This is a genomic window from Arthrobacter crystallopoietes, assembly GCF_017603825.1.
GTDB lineage: Bacteria > Actinomycetota > Actinomycetes > Actinomycetales > Micrococcaceae > Crystallibacter > Crystallibacter crystallopoietes_B.
The window spans coordinates 3,151,471-3,172,996 of sequence record NZ_CP072014.1 but is presented as its reverse complement, the minus strand read 5'-3'; the positions used below and the strand labels follow the sequence as shown (position 1 = coordinate 3,172,996).

Sequence of the window (21,526 nt, the reverse complement as noted above, 5' to 3'; positions counted from 1 at the left end):
ATGATCAAGTTCCGCGACGTCCTGGTCCGTCCCGACTTCGCCGAAGACGCAGCACCGATCCTTTCCGTGCCGCATTTGGCGCTCGGGGAGCAGCGCATCAGCATTATCGGCGCCAACGGCTCCGGTAAATCGACCCTGCTCAAACTGATCAACGGCCTGGTCCTCCCCGACGCCGGAACCGTGGATGTGGGCGGCCGTGATACGGCCAGACACGGGGCCGCTGTACGTCGGAAAGTCGCTTTTGTCTTCACCGACCCTCTGTCCCAGCTAGTCATGCCCACGCCGCTCGAGGACGTCGAACTGTCGTTGCGGCGGATCCACCGCAACCGTACCGACCGCCGGAACGCGGCAATGGAAATCCTGATCGGCTTCGGCCTCGCCGCCTTGGCCGACCAGAGCATCTACCAGCTCTCCGGCGGGGAGCGTCAACTGGCTGCCCTGGCCAGCGTGCTGGCAGTGGCTCCGGATGTGCTGGTGCTGGACGAGCCCTCCACCCTGCTTGATTTGAAGAACACGCTGCTGCTGCGGGACCGGCTGGCCGCGCTGCCGCAGCAGATCATCCTGGCCACCCATGACCTGGAATTGGCCCGGGACAGTGAACGCACGCTCGTTGTGGACTCGGGCACAGTGGTTTACGACGGCGATCCACCCACAGCCGTGGACTTTTACCGCAAGCTTTGCGCCGGCATACGGGAGCCAACGCCGTGAGAGGCCGGGCCCACCTGATCAGCGCCTACGTACCCGGGCGGAGCTGGCTGCATCGGGCGCCGCTGCTGCTGAAATTCCTGCTGCTTGCCGCGGCCGGCATCTCGGTGCTGGCCCTCCCCGGCGCCCTTCCCCGCACGGCGGTTCTGGCCGTCGTCGTTGTCCTGCATGTGGCCGCGGGGCTTCCGGTCCGGAAGCTGGCGACCCCGCTGCGCGCTATGTGGCTTTTCCTTCTGGTGGTGGTTGCCTACCGCTGGTGGGTCGACTCGCCGGCCGGAGCCCTGGCCGTGGTGGCCGCCCTGCTGACCTGCATCTATGCGGCCAATCTGCTGACTTCCACCACAGAGACGCAGCGGCTGCTCGACGGGCTGGTTGCGGCCGTAACCCCCCTGCGGCGGTTCGGCGCCGATCCCGAGCGTTTCGCCCTGACCATCTCATTGATGCTGCGGAGCATCCCGTACCTCCTCGGGTCCCTGCACGATGTCCGGGATGCGGCCAAGGCCCGCGGTCTTGGATCTTCCCCACGCGCCATCGTGCAGCCCGTCATCATCGGCGCGGTGGCTTATGCCCGGCAGACTGGGGACGCCCTGGCCGCACGCGGACTCGGGGAAAAGGAGCAATAGCGCCGCTACCGACGGCCAGCGGCGCTATTCTAAGCCCATGAGTTTCAATCAGGGCTCCAGGCTGGATACGTCCCAAGTCCAGGACCGGCGGGGTGGCATGGGCGGCAAGATCGCCATCGGCGGCGGCGGACTGGTGGTGCTCATCGCCTCGCTGCTGGGGGTTCCACCGGAGCTGTTGCAGGGGCTCGGACTCGGCTCCGGCACTTCAGTGCAGCAGGAGGCCACTGGCCCGGAGAGTATTTCGGCCCAGTGCGAGACCGGCCAGGACGCCAACACCCGCCGCGACTGCCGTGTAGTGGGCACGGTCAATAGTCTGAACCGGTTCTGGGGCGAGGAACTCCCCCGCTTCAACATGACGTACCCGCGGCCGTCCGTGGTGCTTTTTGACGGCCAGGTCAGTACCGGCTGCGGCACGGCCTCCAGCGCCGTCGGACCGTTTTACTGCCCGGCCGATACCACTGCCTATTTCGACACCGGCTTCTTTGACCAGCTGACCGACCAGCTGGGTGCGGCCGAGGGCCCGCTGGCCGAAGAATACGTGGTGGCGCACGAGTTCGGACACCATATCCAGAATCTGACCGGCGCCATCAATTACTCGCAGCAGGATCCCCAAGGAGCCGCTTCCGGCGCCGTCAGGGTCGAGCTGCAGGCAGACTGTTATGCGGGTGTCTGGGCCGGCAACGCCACCGAGCAGATCGACGAGACGACCGGCCGCCCTTTCATGCAGCCCATCGGCCGGGACGACCTGCGGGACGCGCTTTCGGCGGCTGCCGCCGTCGGCGATGACCGGATCCAGCAGGCCAGTACCGGCCAGGTCAACCCCCACACCTTTACACACGGCTCCAGCGACCAGCGGCAGGCATGGTTTGTCCAGGGCTACGAGACCGGCGATCCTGCACAGTGCGATACCTTCAGCGCCGCCGACCTGGACACCCCTTCGTAGCAGCTTCAGCCCGTCGGCGGTTCGCCGGGTCCAATCTTCCTGCCGTCGGTGACACCGTCCTCATCGGTGCCGGAACCGTCGTCGGGACCAAAACCGGGGATGTAGCCGTCGGGCTCCCGTCCCATCCGGGCGTCCAGGAGCAGAAAGAGGAACCCGGCCCCCAGCCAGATCAGGAGCAGCAAAAGGCCGTTAACAACGACGGCGGGAAGCGGGTTGACCCCGGCATCGAGCGGAGGGTAGGGGTACCAGCCGGCGGCGGCACCGCGGACGAGACTACCGATGAGCCAGGCGGCGGGATACAGCAGTGACCAGACTATGGTCTGCAGGCCGATCCGTGGGCGCGGGCCGAAGATGAGCCATCCGGTCACGGCCAGCACCGGGACCGCATAGTTCAACATCCGGTCGGCCATGACCGCCGTGCTGCTGAGCGCGGTAAAGTCCGGCAGTCCCCTGAACGCCGTGAACTGGAACAGGAAAACGAGCAGGACGGCTATCAGGGAGACCGCACGCACGGCTCGCCAGACCGGACCCGCCTCGCGGGCAGAGTCCATCAGCAGGCTCAGGGAGACAATGAAGACCAGCACACTTGCCTGGACACTGAAGTAGCCCAGATAGTTCCACCACTGGTGGGCCGGTTCAAGGGCGTAAGCGGGCGATTCGAGCATGGCGATTATTTGGAGCACCAGGCCGAGGACAGCGGCCAGTGCCACCACCCCGTGGTACATGCGTGCCACGAAAACTTCGTCGTACCGCCCGCTGGCGGACCTGGTCACGGCGACTTCACCCATAACCTTGATGCTAGCGCCGAAGTTACGCCAGCGGGGGATTAACCGACGGAGGGCCGGGGACCCCGTTTCCGGTCCCCGGCCCTCCGTCGCGTGGAACTTCCCGCAGGGAAGTCCGCCCATCAGCAACGAGGCTGGTTAGATGTTGAAGCCGAGCGCGCGCATCTGGTCGCGGCCATCGTCGGTAATCTTTTCCGGACCCCACGGCGGCATCCATACCCAGTTCAGCCGCCAGTCATCGACAACGCCGTCCAGCGCCTGGGCAGTCTGCTCCTCGATGACATCCGTCAGCGGGCAGGCAGCAGTGGTCAGGGTCATATCGATCAGCAGGGCGCCGTCCTCGGCGTACTTCAGTCCGTAGAGCAGGCCCAGGTCCACGATATTGACGCCGAGCTCCGGGTCAATGACGTCTTTCAGGGCCTCTTCAACATCCTCGAGAGAGGTCTGCGAAATGTTGGCTTCGGTCATGATCAGGCCTTTGCTGCAGTTGGCAGGAAACGGTCGTAGCCTTCTTCTTCCAGACGGTCGGCCAGCTCGGGGCCGCCCTCCTCGGCGATGCGTCCGTCGACGAACACGTGGACGAAGTCAGGCTTGATGTAGCGCAGGATGCGCGTGTAGTGGGTGATGAGCAGGGTGCCCATCGCTCCGGTTTCGTGCACACGGTTGTGGCCTTCGGAGACAACCTTCAGCGCGTCGACGTCCAGGCCGGAGTCTGTCTCGTCCATGATGGCGAACTTCGGCTTGAAGAGTTCGAGCTGCAGGATCTCCACGCGCTTCTTCTCGCCGCCGGAGAAGCCTTCGTTGACGTTGCGCTGGGCGAAGTCAGCATCGATGCGCAGCTGGCTCATGGCTTCCTTGACGTCCTTGGTCCAGGTGCGCAGCTTGGGAGCTTCGCCGTCCAGGGCGGTCTTGGCCGTGCGCAGGAAGTTGGTCATGGTTACGCCGGGCACCTCGACCGGGTACTGCATGGCCAGGAAGAGACCGGCGCGGGCGCGCTCATCCACGCTCATCTCCAGCACGTCTTCGCCGTCCAGGGTGATGGAACCGGAGTCCACGGTGTAGCGCGGGTGCCCGGCGATGGTGGAGGCCAGCGTGGACTTGCCCGAACCGTTGGGGCCCATGATGGCGTGGATCTCGCCGGTTTTGATCGTCAGGGACACGCCCTTGAGGATTTCCTTCTTGCCCTGCTCAGTCTCGATGCTGACGTGCAGGTCCTTGATTTCCAGAGTAGACATCTGTCTGCTTTCTCCTCTGCAGCCGTTCGGTCCGGCCGCGGTGTGAAGTTCGTAAAGTTCTTAGTGCAAATCCGGAGCGGGAGCTCCGTTGGTGACCGTGGTGACGTCGACGTACACATCGTCGCCGTCCAGCTCCAACGCGAAGACCGGCACCGGCTCGAAGGCCGGCAGGCTCAGCGGTTGGCCGCTGCGCAGGTCGAACTGCGAGCCGTGGCCCCAGCATTCGATGGTGCCGTCTTCGACATCGCCCTCGGACAGTGAATAGTCCTCATGCGAGCAGGTGTCCCCCAGTGCATGGAGTCCGCCCTCGGAGTCCCGGACGATGGCGACCGGATAGTCGTCGACCAGGATGCGCAGCGCCGCCTTCACCTGTATGTCGGAGGCCCTGCACACCAGCTTGCCGCGTGGAGCTTCGGACATCAGAAGTTCCCTGCCGCCAGTTCCCGCTCAACAGCATCGGTCAGGCGCTCTTCGAGTGCCGGAACCTTGATCTGCTGGATGATCTCGTTCAGGAAGCCTCGTACCACCAGACGGCGGGCGGTCTTCTCGTCGATGCCGCGGGCCATCAGGTAGAACAGGTGCTCGTCGTCGAAACGGCCGGTGGTGCTGGCATGGCCGGCGCCGTCGATCAGGCCCGTCTCGATCTCGAGGTTCGGCACCGAGTCCGCCCGGGCACCGTCGCTGAGGACCAGGTTTCGGTTGGCCTCGTAGCTGTCGGTTCCTTCGGCTTCCTTGCGGATCAGAACGTCGCCAACCCACACGGTGTGCGCGTTCTCGCCCTGCAGGGCACCCTTGTACAGCACGCGCGACTTGCAGTTCGGCACTGCGTGGTCGACGAACAGGCGCTGCTCCAGGTGCTGGCCGGCGTCGGCGAAGTAGAGTCCGAACATTTCGACGACGGAACCGGTCTGCTTCAGCCGTGCGGACGGCGTGACACGGACCAGGTCGCCGCCAAGGCTGACCACGACGTGCTTGAACTTCGCGTCACGGCCGACCTTGGCCTGCTGCGAGGAGGCGTGCACGGCGTCGTCGTCCCATTCCTGGACGGATACCACGGTCAGGTCCGCGCCGTCCTGCACGTCGATCTCGACGTTCTGGGAGACGGTGGCGCTGCCCTTGTGGTCCAGCACGACAACAGCCTTGGAGAATTTCTCCGCGACGATCACGATGTGCTGCGCGGACGGGTCCTTGCTGCTGCCGGTCACCGAGATGCCGACGGCGGTTTCGATGCTGGCCTCGGCCGGGATGGTCACCACGGTGGCGTCGCTGAAGGCTTCCCAGGCCGCCGCGGAAACGCGGTCCTCCGGGATGCCGGCGCTGCCGATGCGGGAGTCCTCGCGGCCCACGGTTTCCACCGTGATGCCGGCCGGACGCTCGGCACCTTCTGGACCGGTGACGGCAACGGTGGGCGCTGCGCCGGTCAGCGCCTGGGTGTGCAGTCCACGCAGCCGCTTGAGCGGGGTGAAGCGCCAGTCTTCTTCGCGTCCGGTCAGGACAGGAAAATCCTCGACCTTGTACGAAGTCAGCCGGCCGGCGCGGGAACTGTCCGGAACGCCTACGCCGCCGCCATGGCTGTGACTCTTGGCGCTGGCGCCTGCCAGCGGGGATTTATCCGGGTTCGCCGGTGAGAGGTTTTCGCCCTCTTCGGTGAAGCCGTCAATGGCCGGAGCACCGATCCTTGCTTTTTCAGTGATCTCAGTCATTAACCTACGGATCCTTCCATTTGCAGTTCGATCAAGCGGTTCAGCTCAAGCGCGTATTCCATCGGCAGTTCGCGAGCGATCGGCTCGATGAAGCCGCGCACGATCATGGCCATGGCTTCGTCTTCGGCCAGGCCGCGCGACATCAGGTAGAACAGCTGCTCTTCGCTGACACGGGACACTGTTGCCTCATGGCCCATGGTCACGTCGTCCTCACGGACGTCGATGTACGGGTACGTGTCCGAGCGCGAGATGGTATCCACCAGCAGCGCATCGCAGACGACGCTGTTCTTCGAGTTCTTGGCACCTTCGCGGACCTGGACCAGGCCGCGGTACGCCGAACGGCCGCCTCCGCGGGCCACGGACTTGGCCACGATGGCGCTGGAGGTGTTCGGTGCGAGGTGGACCATTTTGGAACCGGTGTCCTGGTGCTGGCCCTCGCCGGCGAAGGCGATCGACAGCGTCTCGCCCTTGGCGTGTTCGCCGACCATGTACACGGCCGGGTACTTCATGGTGACCTTGGAGCCGATGTTGCCGTCGATCCATTCCATCGTGGCGCCCTCGTGTGCAATGGCACGCTTGGTGACCAGGTTGTACACGTTGTTGGACCAGTTCTGGATAGTCGTGTAGCGGACGCGTGCGCCCTTCTTCACAATGATTTCGACGACGGCGGAGTGCAGCGAGTCCGACGTGTAGATCGGGGCGGTGCAGCCTTCAATGTAGTGGACGTAGGAGTCCTCGTCGGCAATAATCAGCGTGCGCTCGAACTGGCCCATGTTTTCCGTGTTGATGCGGAAGTAGGCCTGCAGCGGGATTTCGACGTGGACGCCCTTGGGGACGTAAACAAAAGATCCGCCGGACCAGACTGCGGTGTTCAGCGAAGCGAACTTGTTGTCGCCCACCGGGATGACAGAGCCGAAGTACTCTTCGAAGATCTCCGGGTGTTCCTTCAGTCCGGTGTCCGTGTCCAGGAAGATGACGCCCTGGGCTTCCAGGTCCTCGCGGAGCTGGTGGTAGACAACCTCGGATTCGTACTGGGCGGCGACGCCGGAGACCAGACGTTCACGCTCGGCCTCGGGAATGCCGAGCTTTTCATACGTGTTACGGATGTCCTCGGGAAGGTCTTCCCAGGTCTTGGCCTGCTTTTCGGTGGACCGGACAAAGTACTTGATGTTGTCGAAGTCGATGCCGGAAAGGTCCGCGCCCCAGGTCGGCATCGGCTTGCGGTCGAAGTACTTCAAGCCCTTCAGCCGCAGATCGAGCATCCACTCCGGCTCGCTCTTCTTGGCCGAAATGTCGCGGACAACCTCTTCATTCAGCCCGCGGCGTGCGTTGGCGCCGGCGTCGTTTTTATCAGCCCAGCCATATTCATAGTTGCCGATGCCGTGCAGCTCGGGGTTTTTCTCAAGAATTTCGGAAATGGTGGTGTCCGGCACGTCGGTGCTACCGACGGCATCCTGGACTCGCTGATCCACTTGGTCCGTCATCACGGCCTCTCTTGCAGATTGATGGATACTCTTCTGGTGCCTGCCGTCGGTCCGGAATCCCGGACCGCAGACTTTGTTCGGCCCACTGGGATATGGGTCGTACAAACATGTCCCCCGCTGGCCAGTGTGGACAGACGCCTGACGTCTACCCCCAGCAGGCGGGAGAAAACTTCGGTTTCACTGTCGCAAAAGACAGGGAAATCAGCGGCCAACTGCTGGACGGGGCAGTGCCCCTGGCACAGCTGGACCGCCAGCATGGTGCTGTGCGCGGCCTTGGCGCCCACCACCGTGGTGGACCCGACAAAGCCGTCCTCATTCAGGGCCTTCGCCAATGCCTCGGCCCGCGCCTCGACGGACTCCCCGGCAGCTTCGACCACGGGACGGTACCGCCGTTCCATGTCTTCGTAACGTTGGCGTGCGAACTCCGTTACGGCGTCCGGGCCGGCAATGCTGCCCAGCACACTGAGCGCCCCGCGTGCTATGTCAAGATAGTCATTGCCCAGTTTCGACTGGCCCTGCCGGCTGAGGACGTATTTGCGAGCCGGCCGCCCGGCGCCGGTGGCGGAATTGGCCACCATTTTGACCTCGATGAGGCCGCCGCGGGACAGGGCATCGAGGTGGCGGCGGACCGCGGCCGGCGTGAAGCCGAGGCGATCGCCGAGCTCAGCGGCACTGACGGGACCGTGTTCCAGGACTGCGCTCAGCACCCGGTCCCGGGTACGCTCCTCGGATTCCGCGGCCTGGGCGCGCGAAACAGCAGAGTTGTTCATGGAATACACAACACAATCATGACTTATTATGTTCCCGGCCTCCAGTAAGGCTGGCCTTAGCCTTCCAGCCGTGCAGGGTGGTTGGCTGCACCACCCGCGGCCATCTCTACATCACGTAGAATGATCTGGTGCCTAACACCGAACCGTGCCTCGATATCCAGGGGCTCGTTAAAGATCTTGGGCCGGTAGCAGCTCTCGACGGCAAGATGGTCAGGGTTATCGACGGCGTACATCTGCGCGCCTATCCCGGCCAGGTAACGGCCCTGCTCGGTGCCAACGGGGCCGGCAAGACCACCACCCTTGAATGCGCCCAGGGCCTGACCCGGCCGAACGGCGGAACCGTGTGCCTGCTCGGCCAGGACCCGCATGAAGCCGGCGCCGAATTGCGCAGCCGCGTGGGGGTCATGCTCCAGGAGGGCGGCCTGCCCCAGGCCATCCGCCCCATCCCGCTGCTCCGGCACGTCGCAGGCATGTACCGCAGCCCCCGCGATGTGGATGCGCTGGTCAGGCGACTGGGTATCGACAACTTCGGGAACACTCCCGTGCGGCGGCTTTCCGGCGGCCAGAAACAGCGCGTTGCCCTCGCCGCGGCACTGGTCGGAAACCCCGAGGTCCTCTTCCTCGACGAGCCCAGCGCCGGACTGGATCCGCAGTCCCGGGCGGTCGTTTTCGATCTCATCCAGGAACTGCGGACAGAGGGTCTGGGCATTATCCTCACAACCCACCTGATGGACGATGCCCAGCGGCTCGCGGACTACGTTTTTATTATCGACGCCGGCAAAACAGTTGCGCACGGCACCGTCGCCGAACTGACGAAGGCCACCGACGAAAGCAGCGGCGTCGAACGGCTGCTGACCTTCGACTCCCGCCCCGGACTGGATCTCACCGCCCTGGCAGGCCTGTCCGTCCACGAGACCGTCCCCGGCCGGTACACCGTCGCGGGCAATCTGACCCCGGCCGATCTTGCCGCATTGGCAAGGTTCTGGGAAGAACAGGACATCATGCCTACTGCGATCCACATGGCCCCGCGCTCACTGGAGGACGTGTTTCTGGACATCTCCGGGAAGGGGCTGCGGTGAACGCTCCTGCCTCTCTGGCCCGGCGGGTCCTCCTACAGGGCCGTTACGAAACCATGACCATGCTGCGCAACGGCGAACAGCTGCTGATCGCCGTTATCCTCCCGCTCATGGCCCTGATCGGCCTGACAATCACGCCCTTGCTGGACGAGTTCACCGATAGCCGGATCGATATGGCCGCTCCGGGGGTGCTGGCGCTGTGCGCGGTATCGACCGGGCTGACCGGCCAAGGCATCGCCACCGGTTTCGACCGGCGGTACGGGGTGCTCCGATTCCTGTCCACCACTCCGCTGGGGCAAAGCGGACTGATCCTGGGCAAAGTCATCGCTGTCCTGTCCGTGCTCGCCATCCAGGTGGTCGTCATCGGCACGGCCGCCCTGCTGCTTGGCTGGAGCCCGGAACCGGGCGGGATCCTGCCCGCGGCAGTGCAGCTCATCCTGGGGGCCGGAGCTTTCACCTCGCTGGGACTTCTGATCGCCGGCACGGCACGGCCCGAAGCAACCTTGGCCATCACGAACCTGCTCTGGGTCCTGCTGGCCGCTGCCGGCGGGCTCCTGTTCCCCGCGGCAAGCTGGCCCGATGTTTACGAGCCGGCGGCCCAACTGCTGCCCTCGAGCGCCTTGGGAGATGCCCTGCGGAGCGCCCTGATGGACGCTGAATTCAACCTCACGGCATCGATCGTACTGCTGGCCTGGACGGTGCTCGCCGGCCTCGCCGCTATCCGCTGGTTTAAATGGAGCTGACCTAAGTGACTATTGAGCAACTGACGCGTAGACTGCCGGGCTCCCCCAACAAGACCATCCGCGGTCTGGCCGTCGCCTCGCTCGCCTCCGAGATCCTCATCATCGTGACCGGAGGCGCGGTCCGCCTGACCTCCTCCGGCCTGGGCTGTCCCACCTGGCCCAAATGCACTCCGGAATCCTTAGTCGCCACGCCCGAGATGGGCATCAACGGCGCCATCGAATTCGGCAACCGGCTGCTGACCTTCCTGCTGGCGGCCATCGCCTTCGCCATGCTGGTGTCCGTGTGGAAGATGGCCCAGCGGCGCAAAGACCTGTTCTACCTTTCCGTTGCACTGCTGGCCGGCATCCCTGCCCAGGCCATTATCGGCGGCATCACGGTCTGGACACAGCTCAACCCCTGGGTGGTCGGCTGCCACTTTGTCGTGTCCATCACGATGGTTGCCGCGGCCACAGTCCTCGTCCACCGGGCGTGGCTGGACAATGACCAAGCGTGCACGGTCCAGCAACAGCGCTCGACGGCGACTGTACGCCAACTGCTTTGGGCCAGCGCGGTCCTGACCTTGGTAGCGATCGTGCTCGGAGTCATCGTGACCGGTTCCGGTCCGCATGCAGGCGACGCAGAGGCGCCGCGGAACAACCTGGACCCTGACCTTATGACCCGCATCCATGTGGCCCCTGTCTACTTGCTGGTTGCCACCGCCGTCGTACTTCTGGTCATGGTGCACCGGCACACGCAGCTGGCCGAACTGCGTCGGCCGATGGTGCTTTTCGCCGTCGTTATTCTGCTGCAGGGTGCCATAGGCTACGTCCAGCACTTCACCGGGCTGCCAATCGTACTGGTGGGCCTGCATATGCTTGGCGCCGCGCTGCTTGCTGCCGCCTGTACACATGCTGTGTACGTGGGTGTCACGCGGCAGCCGCTCTCCCTGCAAGGCGCGCACTCGACCGGTCAGAAGCAGGTTCACAGCAGCTAGACGGAGGCGGGGTCCGGCAGCGCGTCCAGCAGTCGGGCCAGCTCACGCTGGCTGCTGCCGGGCAGCGGGAGCAAAGGCCGCCGCGGATCGCCGGCATCCACCCCCGCGGCGCGGGCCAGAGCGTAGAGGTTGCTCAGTTTCCGCAGACTGTTGAAGTAGTTCAGCAGCGGCGCCAGAACCTGCCGGGCCTCCGCAAGTTTGTCCGAATCCCCGTTGACCGCCGCGTCGCGCAGGAGGCGGTAATGGTGCGGCAACACCGAGGCCGGCCCGCTGTGCCAGGCATCGGCGGCTGCACCGGCCTCGCCGATGAGGACATCACCGCTCATCCCGTGGCTGAAGCCTTCCGGAACCATTCTCCGCAATTGTTCATCCCGGAGCAGGAAGGTCTCGGTATCGGCCGCGGATTCCTTCACTGCGACGATATTGCGCACCCGGGACAGCTCGGCGATGAGTTCCAGGCTGAATGAGAACTGCGTTGTCCCGGGATTGCTGTAGAGACAGATGGGCAAGGCGGTGGACGCTGCCGCCGCCAGGGATTGGGTATGCACCTCATCTTCGTTGAGGGGCACGTAGGACATCGCGGAAACCAGGAGCCCGTCCACGCCGGCGGCTTGCGCGTCCTCAATGTTCAGCAGCAGCTCACGCGTTCCCACGGCGCTGACCCCGCCAATAACCGCGAGGTCAGGATTTGCTGTCTTGATCGCTTCCACACCGGTCTCCAGGACCTGCCGCCGCTCAGCACGGTTCAGATAAGCGAAGCTGCCGGAGCTGCCCAGGATGGCAATAGAATCTACCCCTGAGACAGCCAGTTCCGACAAATGGCGTTCGAGCTCGTCGAAGTTGATCGCTCCGTCCGGCAGGAACGGAGTGACTGGATACGCAATGAGGCCGCGGAAGACTGTCATTGGGCCATCCTAGAACACGGATGGCCTCAAGCCGGCTAGAGCGCGGCGAAGACGGGGCCGCCCACAAACGGATCCACTGCGAGGGCCAGGAACAGTACCGTCAGATAGCTGATGGAGCCATGGAAGACCCGCATGGCGGACTTGTTGGTGGTCTCCACCGTCTCGGTCCCCCGCTTGGCGAGGCTGTACAGCCGGTGGGATTCGTAGACAAACCAGCCGCCGCCGAGCAGCGCGGCGATGGTATACACCCAACCGGCGCCGCCTACCGGAGCCAGCAGCAAAGAGCAGGCGAGCGTGGCCCAGGCGTAGAGAACCACCTGGACGGATACCTGGCGGGCGCTGGCGATGGCGCCGAGCATCGGGACGTTGGCGGCGTTGTAGTCGTCGCTGTACTTCATCGACAGCGGCCAGTAGTGCGGCGGGGTCCAGAGGAAGATCACCATGAAGAGGATCACCGCAGGCCAAGCAACGGTGTTGGTCACCGCGGCCCAAGCGATCAATACCGGGAAGCAGCCAGCCGCGCCGCCCCAGACAATGTTCTGCGCGGTGCGGCGCTTGAGAATCAGCGTGTAGATGACCACGTAGAAGAAAATGGCGCCGACCCCGAGCATGCCCGCCAGCGGATTGGCCCCGAACCACAGCAGCACCACGGCCACGATGCCAAGGATCCAGGAGAATACCAACGCCTCGCGCGGGGTCACCTCGCCGGTCACCAGCGGCCGGTTCTCGGTCCGCTGCATGAGCTTGTCCATGTCCCGGTCGATATAGCAGTTGAAGGATCCGGCCGATCCGGCTGCCAGGGCTCCGCCGATCATAGTGGCCGCCATCAGCCAGACATCCGGGAAGCCGCCCTGCGCGAAGATCATCGTGGGCAGCGTCGTGACCAGCAGCAGTTCCATGACACGAGGCTTCGTGAGCGATACGTAGGCCTTGGCCTTGCGTCCGAAACCGGTCTTTACGGGTGCGTCAGCTACCTGTTCCGGAGCGCTCTGGATCTTCAAGGAAAAACCACTCAGTTCTGCTGGAGATGATCTGGGTATCTGCGTAGCCGGTGCGGCCACGGCACCGGACGCCGCCCATCCGGGCAGGCAAGGGCCAAAGTGCATCTTCATTATACGCTCTATCGCTTGTAGAAATCTCCCGGCATCCCGAACGGCCGCTGAACCGGATGCACCCGGTCCCTGCTGTGTGTCCGACTGTTACTCATCCCACCCTTCCACATCCTCTGTACGCGGCCCGCTGAGACGCTAAGGTGGGACTTGATGGCCATGCAGACTGTGGCGGGCGCCATACCGGGGAAACCCCCGGCGAAGCGCACGTCCGGTGCACTGGCCGCGTAGCAGTCTCATGACTGGAACTGCATGGGACCTTCATCCGGGTTCCTGCCGGCCGAACAATTAGAGAGGGGCCCGCAACGGTGCCACATACGGAAGAACTGTCCTGGACAGACCTGGACCAGCGCGCGGTAGATACCGTACGCGTACTGGCGGCCGACGCCGTGGAAAAGGTCGGCAACGGCCACCCCGGTACCGCAATGAGTCTGGCCCCGGCCGCATATTTGATCTTCCAGAAGATGATGCGCCACGATCCGGCCGATCCGGCCTGGGTAGGCCGCGACCGCTTCATCCTCTCCCCCGGGCACACGTCGCTGACGCTCTACATCCAGCTCTTCCTCTCCGGGTACGGCCTGGAAATTGAGGACCTGCGCCGGCTCCGGACGTGGGACTCGCTGACTCCGGGACACCCCGAGTTCGGCCACACTGCCGGCGTGGAGATCACCACCGGCCCACTGGGCCAGGGCCTGGCGTCCGCGGTGGGCTTCGCCTACGCGCAGCGCCGGACCCGTGGTCTTTACGACGCTGATGCTGCCGTCGGCGAAAGCCCGTTCGACCACACCATCTGGGTCATCGCCTCCGACGGCGACCTGCAGGAAGGCGTGACGGCAGAAGCTTCTTCGCTGGCAGGGCACCAGGAACTGGGCAACCTCGTGGTGCTCTACGACGAGAACCACATCTCCATCGAAGACGACACCGACATTTCGTTCACGGAAGACGTGCTCAAGCGCTACGAGGCCTATGGCTGGCATACCCAGCGTGTGGACTGGACCAAGACGGGCGATTACAAAGAGGACATCGAGGAACTGTACAACGCCCTCAAAGCCGCGAAGGCCGAAACCACCAAGCCTTCCATCATTTCGCTTCGGACCATCATCGGCTGGCCGGCACCGAAGAAGCAGAACACCGGCAAGATCCACGGCTCGGCTCTCGGCGCGGAAGAAGTTGCCGCGGTGAAGGAAGTTCTCGGCTTCGACCCCGAGCAGCGCTTCGAGATCGCCGCCGACGTGCTGGACCATGCACGGCAGGTTGCTGCCCGTGGCAAGGAAGCGCGGGCCGAATGGGAGAAAAGCTACCAGGACTGGCGCCAGGCCAACGCGGACGCCGCCGCGCTGCTGGACCGGGTCCAGAAGTACGAACTTCCGCAAGGCTGGGAAGAAGCCCTGCCGGAGTTCGAAACGGGTAAGGACGTCTCCACCCGCGCCGCCTCGGGCAAGGTGCTCAATGCCATCGGCCCGGTGCTGCCGGAACTGTGGGGAGGCTCCGCCGACCTGGCTGAGTCCAACAACACCACCATCGAAGGCTCCCCGTCATTCGTGCCGGCCAGCAAGCAGACCGATGCCTGGTCGGGCAATCCGTATGGCCGCGTCCTGCACTTCGGTATCCGCGAACACGCGGCCGCTGCCATCGTCAACGGGATCGTGCTCGGTTCCAAGACGCGCGCCTTCTCCGGAACATTCCTGATCTTCAGCGACTACCAGCGTCCGGCCATCCGGCTTGGCGCGCTGATGGGTGTGCCCTCGATCTATGTCTGGACCCACGACTCCATCGGCCTGGGCGAGGATGGGCCCACGCACCAGCCGGTGGAGCAGTTGGCGAGCCTTCGCGCGATCCCGGGTCTCGACGTCGTCCGACCTGCTGACGCGAACGAGGTAGCGCAGGCTTGGAAGACGATTCTGGAAAACCATGAGCACCCTGCCGGCATCGTGCTGACCCGCCAGAACCTGCCGGTCTTCGACCGCGGCGAGGGCGGATTCGCTACTGCCGACAATGTTGCCAAAGGCGCCTACGTCCTGGCCGAAGCCCAGGCCGAAGGATCCGACGTGCAGCCGCAGGTCATCCTGCTGGCTACCGGTTCCGAGGTCCAGCTGGCGGTCGAGGCCCGCGAGGCGCTGCAGGCCGACGGCGTTGCTACCCGGGTAGTCTCCGTTCCCTGTGTGGAATGGTTCGACAAGCAGGACCAGACGTACCGTGAGTCCGTGCTGCCTACCGAGGTCAAGGCACGCGTTTCCGTCGAGGCGGGAATCGCTCAAAGCTGGCACCGCCTGGTGGGCGACGCCGGACGTTCGGTCAGCCTTGAGCACTACGGCGCTTCTGCCGACTACAAGACGCTGTTCCGCGAATTCGGTATCACCGCCGAGGCCGTTGTGGCCGCTGCCCGTGAGTCGCTCGCCCAAGCCACTGCTTCCTAAGGAGTTTCCCATGTCAAACAAGAACACCCAGGCCCTCTCCGATGCCGGAGTCTCGATCTGGCTTGATGACCTGTCCCGCGAGCTGATCACCTCAGGCTCGCTCAAGGCTCTGATCGCGGAGAAGAACGTCGTCGGCGTGACGACCAATCCGTCCATCTTCGCCGCCGCGCTTAAGAACGGGGAGTCCTATGCTTCACAGGTAGAAGAACTCGCTATCGAAGGTGCGGACGTCGATGCGGCGGTCTTCGCGATCACGACGGACGACGTATCGGAAGCTTGCGACGTTTTCTCGGGGCTCTCGCGGGCCACCGGAGGTGTTGACGGCCGTGTGTCCATCGAAGTGGATCCCCGTCTTTCCCGCGATGCCGCAGGAACGATTGCGGAAGCCAAGAAGCTTCACGCCAAGGTCAACCGCAGCAACGTGCACATTAAGATTCCCGCTACCGTGGAGGGTCTCGAAGCCATCACCGCCACGCTCGCGGAAGGCATCAGCGTTAACGTCACGCTGATCTTCTCCCTGGAGCGCTACCGCGAAGTCATCAACGCCTTCATGCTCGGGCTGGAGCAGGCCAAGGAAAACGGCCACAAGCTCTCGCACATCCACTCGGTTGCTTCCTTCTTCGTGTCCCGGGTGGACACCGAGATTGACAAGCGTCTGAATGCGGTCGGAACGGACGAGGCGAAAGCACTCAAGGGCAAGGCCGGCATCGCGAATGCGCGGCTGGCCTACCAGATCTACGAAGAGCAGTTCAGCAGCGAACGCTGGCAGATCCTGGCCGAGGCCGGAGCGAAGCCGCAGCGTCCCCTTTGGGCGTCCACTGGTGTCAAGGACCCGTCGTACCCGGACACAATGTATGTGACTGAGCTCGTAGCCAATGGCGTTGTCAACACCATGCCGGAGAAGACACTCGAAGCAATGGTTGACCACGGTGAAGTCACCGGGGATACCGTTTCCGCGACCTACGCCGATGCCAACAAGGTCCTCGATGCAGTGGATGCCCAAGGCATCTCCTATAAGGAAGTTGTTGAGCAGCTCGAGGAAGAGGGCCTGGATAAGTTTGTAGTCAGCTGGAATGAGCTGCTGGGAACCGTCCGCACCGCCCTGGACGACGCGGGACAGGACTAAGCAGATGGGGTCGTTGTCGTTCCAGGCGTCGGGGGCCGCACTGGCGGCCGTTGATCAGCACGTACCGAAATTGGCCGAGAATAAAGTGGCCTCTAGGATTGCTGCCAAGGACCATACGCTTTGGGGTCCCGATGCCGAATCGGAGGCATCAATCCGTCTGGGCTGGGTCGAGGCCGTGGAGGTTTCCCGGCCGTTGGTCCCGCGAATCCTGAAGCTGCGTGACGAACTGCGCACAGAAGGCGTGACGCGCATTGTGCTGGCAGGCATGGGCGGTTCCTCGCTCGCGCCCGAGGTCATCAGCAACACGGCCGGCGTCGAGCTGACCGTCCTGGACAGCACCGACCCCCAGCAGGTCGCCGCTGCGTTGGCCGAACGTTTGAGCGAAACCGCGATCGTGGTGTCTTCCAAGTCCGGTTCCACTGTGGAAACGGACTCACAGCGGCGTGTTTTTGAAAACGCGTTCAAGCAAGCAGGCATCAATGCGGCTCAGCGGATCATCGTCGTGACGGATCCCGGCTCGCCCATGGACTCCGTGTCCAGGGAAGCCGGGTACCGTGCCGTTTTCAACGCGGACCCGAACGTCGGCGGACGCTACTCTGCACTTACCGCCTTCGGCCTCGTTCCGTCGGGTCTTGCCGGCGTGGATATCGATGCGCTGCTCGCCGACGCGGAAGAGGCAGCCGAGATACTGTCCGAAGACGCTGCGGAAAACATGGCGTTGGCCTTGGGCGCTGCCCTAGGCGGCACGGAGCCTCTCCGCAACAAGATCGTCATTACGGATGAAGGCTCCGGCATCGTCGGCTTCGCCGACTGGGCTGAGCAGCTGATAGCCGAATCTACAGGCAAGCAAGGGACCGGAATCCTCCCGGTGGTCGTGGAGCCCGAGGCTCCGGAGCTGTCGATGGATGCGGCAGATGTGCTGGTCATCCGGCTGGTGGACACCGAGGCGGAAATCGAGCTAGGCACAAACGAAGTAGCGGTTGCGGGCAGCCTCGGCAGCCAGCTCCTGCTGTGGGAGTACGCCACCGTGGTCGCCGGGCTGCTGCTCGGCATCAACCCCTTCGACCAACCGGATGTGGAAGCGGCCAAAACTGCTGCCCGAGGAATGCTGGACGAACGTCCGGAAACGCCGGAACCTGCGGCCGTGGACCGTGCCGTGGAAATCCGTGCCAGCGGCGATTGGCTCAACGGCGCTGGCACGGTGGCCGATGCCCTCAAAGCACTGCTGGGAACCCTCGATACGGACAGCTACCTGAGCGTGCAGGCGTACCTGGACCGGTTTGGCCAGGCGGAGCTGGCGCAGCTGAGACCGCGGCTGGCGTCGCTGACCCAACGCCCGGTCACCTTTGGCTGGGGTCCTCGTTTCCTGCATTCAACCGGGCAATTCCATAAGGGTGGCCCCGCAGTGGGCGTGTACTTGCAGATCACCGGGGCGAGCGAAGAAGATGTCCGGATTCCGGACCGTCCGTTCACCTTCGGGGAGCTGATTTCCGCACAGGCGGCAGGCGATGCACAGGTCCTTATCGACCATGGCCGGCCGGTTCTCAGGCTCCATTTCACGGACCGCGAAGCAGGAATGAAACAGCTGCAGGAGGCCGTGGCCTCCCTCTCCGACGGAAAGCCCTAATGCCAGGAACTGAAAGTGCGCGGCGCGTCAATCCTCTTCGGGACCCGCGGGACAGACGACTGAACCGGATCGCGGGTCCCTCCTCGCTGGTACTCTTCGGCGTAACCGGCGACCTGTCGCGGAAGAAACTCATGCCCGCGGTGTATGACCTTGCGAACCGGGGGCTGCTGCCGCCGAGCTTTGCACTGGTCGGTTTTGCCCGGCGGCCATGGACGGACCAGGACTTCGCCGCGGAGGTCAAGGCCTCCGTGCAGCAGTACGCACGCACGCCCTTCAACGAGGACGTGTGGACCCAGCTGTCCGGGGGCATCCGTTTCGTCCAAGGCGAATTCGGCGATGCCGAAGCCTTCGCGCAGTTGAGGCAGACCGTGGCCGATCTGGATGAGCAGCGAGGGACCCAGGGCAACCACGCCTTCTACCTGTCCATCCCGCCCAAGGATTTCGAGCAGGTGTGCCAGCAGCTGTCCGCCAACGGGCTGGCGCAGGCGGAGCCGGGGACGTGGCGCCGCGTCGTGATCGAAAAGCCGTTCGGCCACGACCTCGAGTCCGCACGTGAGCTGAACAATATCGTCGAGTCGGTCTTCCCACCGGACTCGGTCTTCCGCATCGACCATTATCTGGGCAAAGAGACAGTCCAGAATATCTTGGCATTGCGCTTTGCCAACCAGATGTTCGAGCCGCTGTGGAATGCCAACTTCGTGGACCATGTCCAGATCACCATGGCCGAGGACATTGGAATCGGCGGCCGCGCGGGATATTACGACGGCGTGGGCGCGGCCCGCGATGTCATCCAGAACCACCTGCTTCAGTTGCTGGCCCTGACCGCCATGGAGGAGCCGATTTCCTTCAACGCCGAGGACCTACGGACCGAGAAGGAAAAGGTCCTGGCCGCGGTGAGGCTGCCCGAGGACCTGTCCACGCACTCGGCCCGGGGACAGTACACCGGCGGCTGGCAGGGCGGGGAAAAGGTCAAGGGCTATCTGGAGGAGGAAGGGTTCAATCCGGATTCCACCACCGAGACGTATGCTGCCCTGCGACTGGATATCCATACCCGTCGGTGGGCCGGGGTGCCGTTCTACCTCCGGGCGGGCAAGCGCCTTGGACGGCGGGTGACGGAAATCGCCGTCGTGCTCAAACGCGCGCCTAACCTCCTCTTTCGGGACCACAACGATGACGATTTCGGCCAGAACGCCGTGGTTATCCGGGTCCAGCCGGACGAAGGGGCAACCATCCGGTTCGGGTCCAAAGTACCCGGGACGCAGATGGAAGTCCGCGACGTCACAATGGACTTCGGCTATGGACACGCCTTTACCGAATCCAGCCCAGAGGCCTATGAACGCCTGATCCTGGACGTGCTGCTGGGAGAACCGCCGCTGTTCCCCCGGCACCAGGAGGTGGAGCTCTCCTGGAAGATCCTCGATCCATTTGAGGAATATTGGGCACGCAGCGGTGCCAAGCCCGAGACATACTCACCCGGAAGCTGGGGCCCGGCCTCGGCCGATGAACTCCTCGCCCGCGACGGACGAACCTGGAGAAGGCCGTGATTGTTGACCTGCTTGATACGACCTCGTCCAAGGTCTCCAAGGAAATCGTCGCCATGCGCGAACGCGGTGGCGTTGTCGCACTCGGCCGCGTTCTGACCTTGGTGGTGCTGACTACAGCCGGCCACGAGGAAACCGCTATTCAGGCCGCCAACGTGGCCAGCCGTGAACACCCCTGCCGGATCATCGTCCTGGTCGACGCGGGAGCCGCCGAAGCGACCAGGCTTGACGCACAAATCCGGGTAGGCGGCGACGCGGGTGCCTCCGAGGTCGTCGTCCTGTACGGACACGGCCAGCTGGCCACAGAAAGCGAATCCCTGGTGTCGGCCCTGCTGCTGCCCGATGCCCCCATCGTCGCCTGGTGGCCGCATGGCATGCCGGAGGCTGCGTCCGCCACCTCGATCGGCAGGATTGCCCACCGCAGGATCACGGACTCGGCGAACGAGCCGGATCCCAAGACCGCACTGGACTCGCTGCGGCGCACCTATGCAGCCGGTGATACTGACCTGGCCTGGACGCGCCTGACGAACTGGCGCATCCAACTGGCAGCGGTACTCGACCAAGTGGATCACTCCCCCGTGACCTCCGTTGCCGTGGAAGGCGCATCCGACTCCCCCAGCACCGTGCTGCTGGCAGCCTGGCTGACGCTGGCCTTGGATGCTCCGGTGACTATCATCGAGGACCCCGCCGGCACCGGTATCCGGGGCGTGCGCCTATGCCGGCCCAAGGGCGACATCCGCATCCTCCGGCCAGGCCTAAGCGTTGCGGAACTGATCCAACCGGGCCAGCCCGTCCAGCGCATCACCCTCCCCCGCCGATCCGTGGAAGAGTGTCTGGCAGAGGAACTGCGCAGGCTCGACCCGGACGAAGTCTTCGGGGAGGTCATTACCGAAGGACTGCCCCGCACGAATCTAAGGAGTGTACGCCGCAGTGAACGCTGAACCAGTTCTCCATGTCCATCCCGATCAGGAAATCCTTGCAGCTGCAACAGCGCGCAGACTGGTCGGCCGGCTGGCGATTGCCCAGCGCGAACGCGGTGAAGCCACCGTAGTCCTCACCGGCGGCTCCTTGGGCATTAATACCCTCAAGGCGGTCGCGGCAGAACCGTCCCGCACGGATGTGGACTGGAGCCGGGTGAACTTTTGGTGGGGCGATGAACGATTTGTGGCCAAGAACAGCCCGGACCGCAACGAACTGCAGGCACGGCAGGCACTGCTGGATCTGATCGACATAGATGAGTCGCGGGTCCACCCGTTCGGCTCCGCCGACGAGCACGACACGCCCTTCGACGCTGCCGATGCCTACGCTGACGAGCTACGCGAAGCCGCCCGGTTGGAAGCCGGCGATGGCGCGCAGGTGCCTGTCCCTACGTTCGACGTCCTGTTGCTGGGTGTCGGCCCCGATGCCCACATTGCATCGCTGTTTCCCGAAATGGCGGGCATTCGCGAGGAAGAGCGCACTGTTGTCGGTGTGGAGAACTCTCCCAAACCGCCGCCGGAGCGTGTATCCCTGACCCTGCCCGCCATTAACTCCGCAACGGAAATCTGGCTGGTAGTGGCAGGCGATGATAAGGCCGGAGCCGTGGGACTGGCACTTGCCGGAGCCGGTCCGGTACAGGTTCCCGCGGCCGGGCCCAAGGGCCGCCAAGAGACTTTGTGGATGCTGGACCAGGCGGCTGCGAGTCAGCTCCCCGACTCGCTGCTGGCTGGCGGAGAGACGTTCTAGCCGGTGTGGTGATCGCGGCGACCACAGGACTGTGC

21 protein-coding genes are annotated in these 21,526 nt (G+C 64.2%); 12 read left to right on the top strand and 9 right to left on the bottom strand.

The genetic code is table 11. The annotated features are described in order from the left end of the window. The 3 genes from J5251_RS14520 to ypfJ are packed head-to-tail and all read left to right on the top strand — an operon-like array spanning position 1 to position 2,271. A complete protein-coding gene (locus tag J5251_RS14520; RefSeq protein WP_208574397.1) occupies positions 1-708 on the top strand; it encodes an energy-coupling factor ABC transporter ATP-binding protein in 708 nt (235 codons plus the stop codon). Further along, positions 705-1,328, top strand: coding sequence for an energy-coupling factor transporter transmembrane component T (locus J5251_RS14515; RefSeq protein WP_139003595.1), 624 nt, complete (start codon positions 705-707; stop codon positions 1,326-1,328). The genes J5251_RS14520 and J5251_RS14515 overlap by 4 nt, the downstream gene beginning before the upstream one ends. 37 nt (positions 1,329-1,365) lie before the next feature. Further along, positions 1,366-2,271, top strand: coding sequence for a KPN_02809 family neutral zinc metallopeptidase (gene ypfJ, locus J5251_RS14510; RefSeq protein WP_139003596.1), 906 nt, complete (start codon positions 1,366-1,368; stop codon positions 2,269-2,271). Positions 2,272-2,276: 5 nt separating this feature from the next. On the opposite strand, the gene J5251_RS14505 is transcribed toward ypfJ, so the two are convergent. From J5251_RS14505 to J5251_RS14475, 7 genes are all read right to left on the bottom strand, one after another. Further along, on the bottom strand, positions 2,277-3,059 hold the full coding sequence (locus J5251_RS14505) for a Pr6Pr family membrane protein (protein WP_208574395.1): 783 nt from the start codon (positions 3,057-3,059) through the stop codon (positions 2,277-2,279). A gap of 135 nt (positions 3,060-3,194) precedes the next feature. Then, positions 3,195-3,524 (bottom strand): metal-sulfur cluster assembly factor, encoded by a 330-nt coding sequence (locus J5251_RS14500; protein ID WP_074702443.1) that lies wholly within the window; start codon positions 3,522-3,524, stop codon positions 3,195-3,197. A gap of 2 nt (positions 3,525-3,526) precedes the next feature. Next, positions 3,527-4,291, bottom strand: coding sequence for a Fe-S cluster assembly ATPase SufC (gene sufC, locus J5251_RS14495; RefSeq protein ID WP_139003598.1), 765 nt, complete (start codon positions 4,289-4,291; stop codon positions 3,527-3,529). Positions 4,292-4,351: 60 nt separating this feature from the next. Continuing rightward, positions 4,352-4,711 (bottom strand): non-heme iron oxygenase ferredoxin subunit, encoded by a 360-nt coding sequence (locus J5251_RS14490; protein WP_208574393.1) that lies wholly within the window; start codon positions 4,709-4,711, stop codon positions 4,352-4,354. Beyond that, entirely contained in the window at positions 4,711-5,994 is a 1,284-nt protein-coding gene (gene sufD / locus J5251_RS14485) for a Fe-S cluster assembly protein SufD (RefSeq protein WP_208574391.1), read from the bottom strand. The genes J5251_RS14490 and sufD overlap by 1 nt, the downstream gene beginning before the upstream one ends. Continuing rightward, positions 5,994-7,478, bottom strand: coding sequence for a Fe-S cluster assembly protein SufB (gene sufB, locus J5251_RS14480; RefSeq protein WP_139003804.1), 1,485 nt, complete (start codon positions 7,476-7,478; stop codon positions 5,994-5,996). Before sufB ends, sufD begins: the two co-directional genes overlap by 1 nt. Continuing rightward, positions 7,478-8,248 (bottom strand): helix-turn-helix transcriptional regulator, encoded by a 771-nt coding sequence (locus tag J5251_RS14475; RefSeq protein ID WP_208574389.1) that lies wholly within the window; start codon positions 8,246-8,248, stop codon positions 7,478-7,480. The genes sufB and J5251_RS14475 overlap by 1 nt, the downstream gene beginning before the upstream one ends. 128 nt (positions 8,249-8,376) lie before the next feature. On the opposite strand from J5251_RS14475, the gene J5251_RS14470 reads away from it, so the two are divergent. The 3 genes from J5251_RS14470 to J5251_RS14460 are packed head-to-tail and all read left to right on the top strand — an operon-like array spanning position 8,377 to position 11,041. After that, positions 8,377-9,327: an ABC transporter ATP-binding protein gene (locus J5251_RS14470; RefSeq protein WP_208574387.1), complete on the top strand. Its 951-nt coding sequence runs from the start codon at positions 8,377-8,379 to the stop codon at positions 9,325-9,327. Further along, positions 9,324-10,067 carry an ABC transporter permease gene (locus tag J5251_RS14465; RefSeq protein WP_139003603.1) on the top strand — a complete coding sequence of 248 codons (744 nt, stop codon included), beginning with the start codon at positions 9,324-9,326 and terminating at the stop codon, positions 10,065-10,067. Before J5251_RS14470 ends, J5251_RS14465 begins: the two co-directional genes overlap by 4 nt. A gap of 5 nt (positions 10,068-10,072) precedes the next feature. After that, positions 10,073-11,041, top strand: coding sequence for a COX15/CtaA family protein (locus J5251_RS14460; RefSeq protein WP_208574386.1), 969 nt, complete (start codon positions 10,073-10,075; stop codon positions 11,039-11,041). Here J5251_RS14460 and J5251_RS14455 read toward each other — a convergent pair. After that, the gene (locus tag J5251_RS14455) at positions 11,038-11,946 is read right to left on the bottom strand and encodes a dihydrodipicolinate synthase family protein (RefSeq protein WP_208574385.1); all 909 of its coding nucleotides are present in this window, start codon (positions 11,944-11,946) and stop codon (positions 11,038-11,040) included. The genes J5251_RS14460 and J5251_RS14455 overlap by 4 nt on opposite strands. A 35-nt stretch (positions 11,947-11,981) precedes the next feature. Then, entirely contained in the window at positions 11,982-12,947 is a 966-nt protein-coding gene (locus J5251_RS14450) for a heme o synthase (protein WP_074703420.1), read from the bottom strand. A gap of 416 nt (positions 12,948-13,363) precedes the next feature. Here J5251_RS14450 and tkt point away from each other — a divergent pair, with 416 nt between their 5' ends. The 6 genes from tkt to pgl are packed head-to-tail and all read left to right on the top strand — an operon-like array spanning position 13,364 to position 21,491. Continuing rightward, a complete protein-coding gene (tkt, locus tag J5251_RS14445) occupies positions 13,364-15,472 on the top strand; it encodes a transketolase (RefSeq protein WP_208574384.1) in 2,109 nt (702 codons plus the stop codon). Between the two features lie 10 nt (positions 15,473-15,482). Beyond that, positions 15,483-16,598 (top strand): transaldolase, encoded by a 1,116-nt coding sequence (gene tal, locus J5251_RS14440; protein WP_139003607.1) that lies wholly within the window; start codon positions 15,483-15,485, stop codon positions 16,596-16,598. A 4-nt stretch (positions 16,599-16,602) separates the two neighbouring features. Continuing rightward, entirely contained in the window at positions 16,603-18,225 is a 1,623-nt protein-coding gene (locus J5251_RS14435; protein ID WP_208574383.1) for a glucose-6-phosphate isomerase, read from the top strand. Then, the gene (zwf, locus tag J5251_RS14430) at positions 18,225-19,769 is read left to right on the top strand and encodes a glucose-6-phosphate dehydrogenase (RefSeq protein ID WP_208574382.1); all 1,545 of its coding nucleotides are present in this window, start codon (positions 18,225-18,227) and stop codon (positions 19,767-19,769) included. The genes J5251_RS14435 and zwf overlap by 1 nt, the downstream gene beginning before the upstream one ends. Continuing rightward, positions 19,766-20,707, top strand: coding sequence for a glucose-6-phosphate dehydrogenase assembly protein OpcA (locus J5251_RS14425; RefSeq protein WP_139003610.1), 942 nt, complete (start codon positions 19,766-19,768; stop codon positions 20,705-20,707). Before zwf ends, J5251_RS14425 begins: the two co-directional genes overlap by 4 nt. Further along, entirely contained in the window at positions 20,697-21,491 is a 795-nt protein-coding gene (pgl, locus tag J5251_RS14420) for a 6-phosphogluconolactonase (RefSeq protein ID WP_139003611.1), read from the top strand. The genes J5251_RS14425 and pgl overlap by 11 nt, the downstream gene beginning before the upstream one ends. Positions 21,492-21,526 lie beyond the last annotated feature (35 nt).